This is a genomic window from Propionivibrio sp., assembly GCF_016790145.1.
Taxonomy (GTDB): domain Bacteria; phylum Pseudomonadota; class Gammaproteobacteria; order Burkholderiales; family Rhodocyclaceae; genus Propionivibrio.
In genome coordinates, this window is the sequence record NZ_JAEUOI010000022.1 from 1 (window position 1) to 7715 (window position 7715).

Sequence of the window (7715 nt, forward strand, 5' to 3'; positions counted from 1 at the left end):
CGGTTATAAACGATATCGAGCAGACCCTGCATGCCCATGTGCAGGAAGGTCGAATCGCCGATCACGGCGACGATCTTCTTGTCCTTTTCGGAATCGGCACGCCCCTTGTCGAGGCCGAGCGCCATGCCCATCGACGCGCCCATCGAGATGCACGCATCGAGCGCATTCCACGGCTGCCCGAAACCGAGCGTGTAGCAGCCGATATCGCCGGAAATGGTGACATTGCGCAACTGTGCCAGCGTGTAATAGACGCCCAGGTGCGGGCAGGCCACGCACATCGTCGGTGGCCGCGGGAAAACCTGCATCGGCGTTGCCCTGGCCACATTGGCCACGGCGTCCGGCAGCGGCTCGCCGAGCAGGCGGGCGATGGCCGGTTTCAGGATATTGGGCGACAGCTCGCCGCTGCGCGGCAGGATATCCTTGCCACTGACGGCAATGCCCTGCGCCTTGACTTCAATTTCGATCAGCGGCTCGACTTCCTCGACCACCACCAGTCGATCGCACTGCGTGGCGAACTTGCGCACCAGTTCGAAAGGCACCGGGCAGGAAAAGCCGAGCTTGAGCAGCGGTGCGTCGGGGAAACTCTCACGCACATGCATGTACGCCGGACCCGAAGTAATGAAGCCGACCCGCCGGTCTGTCGTTGCCCCCACTCCCGGCTCGATGACGTTGAGTTTTGACACTTCGGCTTCGGCACGCAGCCGGTTCTCGCGCTCGAACATCAGCGGCAGGCGACGGCCGGCGGCACCCGGCACCATCACCCAGCGCGCCACATCCTTGGTAAAGCCGGCGACCGGCTGCGCGCAGCGCTCGCCGACGGTGACCAGTCCCTTGACATGACAGATGCGTGTCGTCAGGCGCAGGATGACCGGCACCTGGAAGCGCTCGGAAAGTTCAAAGGCCGCCAGCGTAAAATCGTAAGCCTCCTGCGAGTCGGACGGTTCCAGCACCGGGACGTGCGCAAAGCGGCCCCAGTAGCGCGAATCCTGTTCGTTCTGCGAGGACGACAGGCCGACATCGTCGGCAATGGCGATCACCAGACCGCCGGCCACACCGGTCAGCGTCATGGTCATCAGCGCATCGGAAGCGACGTTCATACCGACGTGCTTCATCGCACAAAACGCTCGCGAACCGGCCATGGCCGCGCCGAAAGCCACTTCCAGCGAAACCTTTTCGTTGACCGACCACTCGGCGTACAGGTCGGGATAACCCGAAATCACTTCGAGCATCTCGGTCGCCGGCGTCCCCGGATAGGCCGCCGCCACACGTACCCCGGCCTCCCACACGGCACGCGCCACCGCATCGTTACCGGACATCAACAGCCGGCTCTGCGCCGGCGCCGGCCGCGCCACTTCCCTCTCAACTGCCGCCATCATTTTCCCCAATCACCGGACATCGTCAAACCGACGAGCAAGGACGGGATTTTATAACATTCCGGCTCCCGGCCCGTACTGTATTCGATCAAGTCACGGATTGCGGTTGGAGTTTTTACAAGGTAGAGAAGCGCAGCGTATCCACCCTGCAACTTTGGCCAGTGCTGTGCAACGCCGCCCGGAGGTTTGCCTAGTCAATCGGCAAGGCCGTCTTGTATTTGACCTGTTTCAGCGTGATACTGGATCGGATGCTGGCCACGTGCGGGATTTTGGCCAGCCGATCGACGATAAAGCCTTGCAACGCCTTGAGATCGCGCGCGACGACACGCAGCAGATAGTCCGAATCGCCGGTCATCAGGTAACACTCCATCACCTCGGGGTAGCCCTCGATGATTTCCTCGAAGGCACGCAAGGCCTGGCCAACCTGCTTCTCCAGACTGACCTGGATGAACACCGACACATCCAGCCCCAGCGCTTCCGGGTCGAGCAGCGTCACATAGCCGCGGATGACGCCGCTCGCCTCAAGGTCGCGCACCCGTCGAAGACACGGCGCCGGTGAAAGATTTGCCGCTTCGGCCAGTGCGACATTAGTGATTCGCGCGTCATTCTGCAATCGATTCAGCAGGCGGATGTCGAATGGATCGAATTCCGGCAGTTTGCGTTTATTGCGCATGGCTTCCCTTTTCGTCTCTTTTATTGCTGCCAGCGATCTATAGGTTGCTTAATTGGCAACAAAACGACATCAGCTTACTTCTACAATGTTTTATCGACAAGATCCTTCAGACTGGCGACAACAAGGAGACTACAAATGAATCAGGTCATCGCAGGCCATCTTTTGGCCAACGACAGCGTGGACGAAGATCGGGATGAAACCCTGGACTGGCTGGCCAGCCTGGCCGATGTCATCGAGCGTGACGGATTGCCGCGTGCGGAGTTCCTGCTGGACCGGCTGATCGAGTCGGGCCGCCGGGCGGGCGGGCGCTTCCATACCCTGCACACGACGCCTTACCGCAACACGATTCCGGTCGCCGCGCAATTGCCCTACCCCGGCGACCTCGATCTGGAGTCGAGAATTACCGCGATCCATCGCTGGAATGCCCTGGCCATGGTGATGCGCGCCAATCAGGCCTATCCGGAACTGGGTGGCCACATTGCCACCTATGCCTCGATCGCCGACCTGTTCGAGGTCGGTTTCAACCATTTCTTCCGTGCCGCCAGCGACAGCCATCCGGGCGACCTGGTTTATTTCCAGCCGCACGCCGCGCCGGGCGTCTATGCGCGCGCCTTCCTCGAGGGACGTCTCTCCGAGGATCAGCTCAAGTACTTTCGGCGCGAGGTGTCGGGGGGCAGCGGCGGCGGGCTCTCTTCCTATCCGCACCCGACGCTGATGCCGAATTTCTGGCAGTTCCCGACCGGGTCGATGGGGCTGGGCCTGCTGACGGCGATTTATCAGGCGCGCTTCCAGCATTATCTGCAACATCGCGAGATGATGCCGGCCAGCGACCGCAAGGTATGGGCTTTTGTCGGCGACGGTGAGATGGACGAACCGGAATCGCTGGCCGGTATCTCGCTCGCCGCGCGCGAGCAACTGGACAACCTGATCCTGGTCGTCAATTGCAACCTGCAGCGTCTCGACGGGCCGGTGCGCGGCAACGGCAATATCGTGCAGGAGCTGGAGACCCTGTTCGCCGGTGCCGGCTGGAACGTCATAAAGTGCCTGTGGGGCAGCAACTGGGACGTGCTGTTCGCCCGCGACCGCGAGGGCTGGATTCTCAAGCGCATGGCCGAGGCGGTCGACGGCGAGTTCCAGAAGCTCTCGGCCACCGACGGGCATTACAACCGCGAACACTTCTTTTCGCGCTATCCCGAACTCGCCGCGCTGGTCGCCAACATGTCGGACAAGGACATCGACGCGCTGATGCGCGGCGGCCATGACCCGGTCAAGGTATACGCCGCGTATACCGCCGCAGTTGGCCATCGCGGCCAGCCGACGGTCATTCTGGCGCAGACCACCAAGGGCTACGGCATGGGCGCCTCCGGCCAGGGCGCCAACACCTCGCACCAGACCAAGAAGCTGGCTAGCGACGATCTGCGGCACTTCCGCGACCGCTTCGGCCTGCCGCTGTCCGACGAGGATCTGGACGCCGCACGCTTCTTCCATCCCGGCGAAAACAGCCGTGAAGTACGCTACCTCAAGGCACGTCGCGCCGAGCTTGGCGGTTTCGTTCCGCAACGCCGCCAGCAGTGCACCGCCCTCGGCGTAGCGACGCCGGATCTGTATTCCGCCTTACATGCCGATTCGGGCGAGCGCAGCTTTTCCACGACCATGAGCTTCGTGCGTCTGCTCACCCGGCTGATGCGCGATGGTGAACTGGGCGCGCGCGTGGTGCCCATCGTCGCCGACGAGGCGCGCACCTTTGGCATGCAGGACATGTTCCGCCAGTTCGGAATCTATTCTCCCTGGGGTCAGCGCTATACGCCGCAGGACTCCGATCAGTTGAATTTCTACCGAGAGGATGTGCAAGGCCAGATTCTCGAGGAAGGCATTTCAGAGGCGGGCTCGCTGAGCTCGTGGATCGCTGCCGGAACGGCATGGTCGCACAGCGCGCAGCCGATGCTGCCGTTTTACATCTTCTATTCGATGTTCGGCTTCCAGCGCGTTGCCGACCTGATGTGGAACGCGGCCGACTGCCAGGCGCGCGGCTTCCTGCTCGGCGCCACGGCCGGCCGCACGACGCTGTCGGGCGAGGGTTTGCAGCACGAGGACGGACAAAGCCAGGTCTATGCCGCGACCATCCCGACCTGCCGCGCCTACGATCCGGCCTACGCTTACGAAGTGGCGGTGATCGTCGAGGACGGCGTGCGCCGGATGATGAGCAGACGCGAGAATGCCTTCTACTACCTCACACTGTACAACGAGAATTATCCGCATCCGGCCATGCCGGCGGGCGTTGAAGAGGGAATCCGCCGCGGCATTTACCTGCTGCGGCGTTCGACGCTGGACGATGCAAGGCCGCGCGTGCAGTTGATTGGCAGCGGCAGCATCCTGCGCGAAGTACTGGCCGCCGCTGCCGGTCTGGAAGACGACTTCGGCATCGCCGCCGATGTCTGGAGCGCGACCAGCTTCGGCGAACTGCGCAAGGACGGCATCGCCTGCGAGCGCTGGAACCTCCTGCATCCGGCTGATCCGCCCCGCGTCCCGTACCTTGCGGAACAGTTGAACGGCCATCGCGGCCCGGTGATTGCCACCAGCGACTTCATTCGCGCCTACCCCGACCTGATCCGCAATTGGGTTCCCGGCCGCTACACGGTACTTGGCACCGACGGATTCGGGCGTTCAGACACCCGTCTGGCGCTACGCGACTTTTTCGAGATCGACGCGCGCTACATCGCCCTGGCGGCACTCAAAAGCCTAGCCGACGAGGGCCAGATCAATCGCGATTCGCTCGCCGACGCCGTTACCCGCCTCGGCATCGATGCCGACAAACCAAGCCCGCTAAGCTGCTGAGGCGTCGTGCCGTAAATAGAAAAAATCGAAGCTTGGGAACTGGATTTGCACTGCTTTTACGCTGGAAAAAAATGCGAGCAAAACTCGCTCTACCACCCGTTGCTGTTCGCTTGGTGCCGGATAATGAGGATCAAAGGGGATCGGCTCGAACTAACTGAAACACAGCGACCCAAAATACAGAACAGCAGATTCCTTTGCCACTTTTATTATGAACCTGCCCCTTCAATCCTTTTAACGTGCCAACCGGTCCAGCGTAAGCTTCACGTAAACCCGATCTCTTCAACCTCCGAATCAACTGCCGCGTTTGGCAATCAGCACTTCGAGGTATTCACCGGGCACTACCAGCGACGCGGAGCCGGCCACGTTGAAACGTTCAAGCAACGCGGTGATGTCTTTCTCAAGCGCGTTCTGCCCGGCCTCATCGAGCGCGGCAAATGCCTTGAGCGTCGGCCCGTAATAATCGCGAAAGATCTGCAGCCAGTGCGCAGCGGAGCGGTAACGGAAATTGAAGTGCTTGCGCACCGTGCGTATGTCAGCCGCCTGGGCGCCGAACAGCTCGACGATGTGCGGTTCGGTGCCCCACAGTGCAGGCGATTTCAGACCGGCCGGCGGGGGAAGGTAAGCGCCAATGGTCTTGAACAGCTGGCCGATAAAGCCTTCGGGGGTCCAGCTCGCCAGACCGATGCGTCCTCCCTGCCGCACTACGCGCAACATTTCGCGTGCCGGCCGTGTGTGATCCGGAGTGAACATCGAGCCGAACGTCGATAGCACGACGTCAAAGCGGCCGTCCTCGAACGGCAAATCCTCGGCGTCGGCCCATTGGAAGTCTACATTCAGGCCCTCGGCCTCAGCGCGTGCGCGACCTTTGTCCAGCAACTCCGGCACATAATCGGTCGATGTGACATCGGCAAAGCGCCGGGCCGCGGCGAGCGTGGCATTGCCGTTCCCGGCTGCAACATCGAGCACGCGCTCGCCGGCACGTATATCCGCCGCTTCGGCTAGCGTTTCTCCAACGATTTGCAGCGTAACGCCGATGACGGAAAAGTCACCGCTGGCCCAAGTTGCCTGCTGGCGTTGCTTGATTGTCGCGAAGTCTGGCGTGGTGGGGCTAAGTTGCTTTTCCATCGTGGAGGGGCACAAAGCTAGATTGGTCATGTCTAATTCTCCTTTAGGGGTAAGTGGGTCGATAGGTTCACTGGGGTGAACGGCTTCGATTATTCGCCTCGCACATTGGTGATACTTGATCGGGCGTCGTGCTCATTTGTCCGTTCGTCCTGCGTTGTATGTTGGCTTGGCTGAACGTCCAAGGCACTTGCCCGATTGTCCGGGAGATCGTCCATGACCACCGATACGCTATCTGATGTGCTGCGCTTGGTAAGGCTGCGTGGCGCGGTTTTCTACCACGTGAGCTTTGGGCACGAATGGGCTGTGGAGGCACCGACCGCGAAAGAGATCGCCGATGCCGTAATCCCCGGTGCCGAGCATGTGATCGAGTATCACGTACTGACCAAGGGCCGGGGTTGGGCGGCAATCTTGGGCGAACCGCCCGTGATGCTGGAGTCCGGCGACATCGTGATGTTTCCTCACGGCGACGCGCACGTGCTCTCAAGTGCTCCCGGTCTGCGGCCCAGCCGAATGGAGCCAGAGTGGGTCTATGCCACGCGCGACGACCCCAAGCCGATTCCAGTCGTGTTTCAATCGCTACATGAATTTTCATATGGAACGCCCGCGCCGGAATCGGTGAGCAATGTCGTGTGCGGCTTCCTAGGGTGTGACCTGCGACCTTTCAATCCGCTGATCGCCGCGCTACCTCACCTGCTGCATCTGCCTGCAACGGGTGGCGCCGCATGGATTGGCCAGATGCTGCAACAGGCGGTTAGCGCATCGCAGGACAAGCGGCCCGGAGGCGAGGCAATGCTTGAGCGCATCAGCGAAATGATGTTCGTTGATGCCGTTCGCCGCCATGTTGAACGGCTGCCCGAAGAGAGCACCGGTTGGCTTGCGGGATTGCGCGACCGACAGGTGGGGCGTGCCCTTGCCCTGCTCCATGATAGGCCGGCGCATGCCTGGACGATAGAGGCGTTGGCGAACGATGTCGCGCTATCCCGCTCGGCATTTTACGACCGGTTTGTCGGGCTGGTCGGCCAGCCGCCCATGCATTACCTCACGCAATGGCGGATGGCAGTCGCGGCGACGCTGCTGCGTCAGAGTCGTGCGCCGGTCGCGTCAATCGCTCTCGATGTCGGTTATGAATCCGAAGCCGCATTCACGCGTGCATTCAAGCGTCAGGTCGGAACACCGCCTGGCCGATGGCGGCGAATTCAGAACGGCGAGTAGGAGCGATTTCTGCTCCGAAGACAGGTTAAATCCGACGGCTGGGAAGCGCTTAACTCCGGGCCAACCGGGTTTCCAGTCACTGGATGTAGAGCGACAGCGCGAAGCAGCCGACCCAGTAGATGACACCGATGAAGAGATAACCTTCGAGGAAATACGCTCGCCATTCGGCGTCGCCGGCGATGGCCAGCGAAAGCGAACCGACGAGGACGGCATCGGCGATTCCTGGCGCGCCATTTCCTCGGAAGTGGCGCCGATCCTCAAGCCGGCGATTGCCAGGATCGGGTCATGAGCCGGTAAACCAGCCGTCAGAACGCGCTGCCGATCACCTGGAAATTGATTGCGTAATTGCGTGGCTGCAAGGGAACCTCATCGAGCCCGTAACCGAAGGTCAGCCGGGCGAAGACGTGTTTGCCCAGGGTGGCGTTCATTCCCCAGCCGACGCCCCGCAGTGACTCATGATCGTCGAGCGTACTGTTCGGCGGGCGGAAGGGTTTGAC

The 7715-nt window shown here is 61.5% G+C and carries 6 protein-coding genes and 1 pseudogene; 3 read left to right on the forward strand and 4 right to left on the reverse strand.

The window, feature by feature from the left end; translation table 11 throughout:
• Positions 1 to 1373: thiamine pyrophosphate-dependent enzyme (locus JNM42_RS02405; protein ID WP_294265601.1), on the reverse strand; the 1373-nt coding region annotated here is incomplete at its 3' end.
• Positions 1374 to 1563: 190 nt separating this feature from the next.
• Positions 1564 to 2046, reverse strand: coding sequence for an Lrp/AsnC family transcriptional regulator (locus JNM42_RS02410; RefSeq protein WP_294265604.1), 483 nt, complete (start codon positions 2044 to 2046; stop codon positions 1564 to 1566).
• 135 nt (positions 2047 to 2181) lie between these two features.
• Between JNM42_RS02410 and aceE the strand changes: the two genes are divergently transcribed.
• Positions 2182 to 4881, forward strand: coding sequence for a pyruvate dehydrogenase (acetyl-transferring), homodimeric type (gene aceE, locus JNM42_RS02415; RefSeq protein ID WP_294265606.1), 2700 nt, complete (start codon positions 2182 to 2184; stop codon positions 4879 to 4881).
• A gap of 291 nt (positions 4882 to 5172) precedes the next feature.
• On the opposite strand, the gene JNM42_RS02420 is transcribed toward aceE, so the two are convergent.
• Positions 5173 to 6036: a class I SAM-dependent methyltransferase gene (locus JNM42_RS02420; protein ID WP_294265608.1), complete on the reverse strand. Its 864-nt coding sequence runs from the start codon at positions 6034 to 6036 to the stop codon at positions 5173 to 5175.
• Between the two features lie 183 nt (positions 6037 to 6219).
• Between JNM42_RS02420 and JNM42_RS02425 the strand changes: the two genes are divergently transcribed.
• Together JNM42_RS02425 and JNM42_RS02430 are read left to right on the forward strand one after the other, a co-directional pair.
• Positions 6220 to 7218 carry an AraC family transcriptional regulator gene (locus tag JNM42_RS02425; protein ID WP_294265611.1) on the forward strand — a complete coding sequence of 333 codons (999 nt, stop codon included), beginning with the start codon at positions 6220 to 6222 and terminating at the stop codon, positions 7216 to 7218.
• Complete coding sequence (locus JNM42_RS02430) at positions 7154 to 7507, forward strand: hypothetical protein (RefSeq protein ID WP_294265614.1); 354 nt, start codon at positions 7154 to 7156, stop codon at positions 7505 to 7507. The genes JNM42_RS02425 and JNM42_RS02430 overlap by 65 nt, the downstream gene beginning before the upstream one ends.
• Before the next feature lie 16 nt (positions 7508 to 7523).
• On the opposite strand, the pseudogene JNM42_RS02435 reads toward JNM42_RS02430, so the two are convergent.
• Positions 7524 to 7715: pseudogene (locus JNM42_RS02435) on the reverse strand (hypothetical protein); the annotation flags it as partial.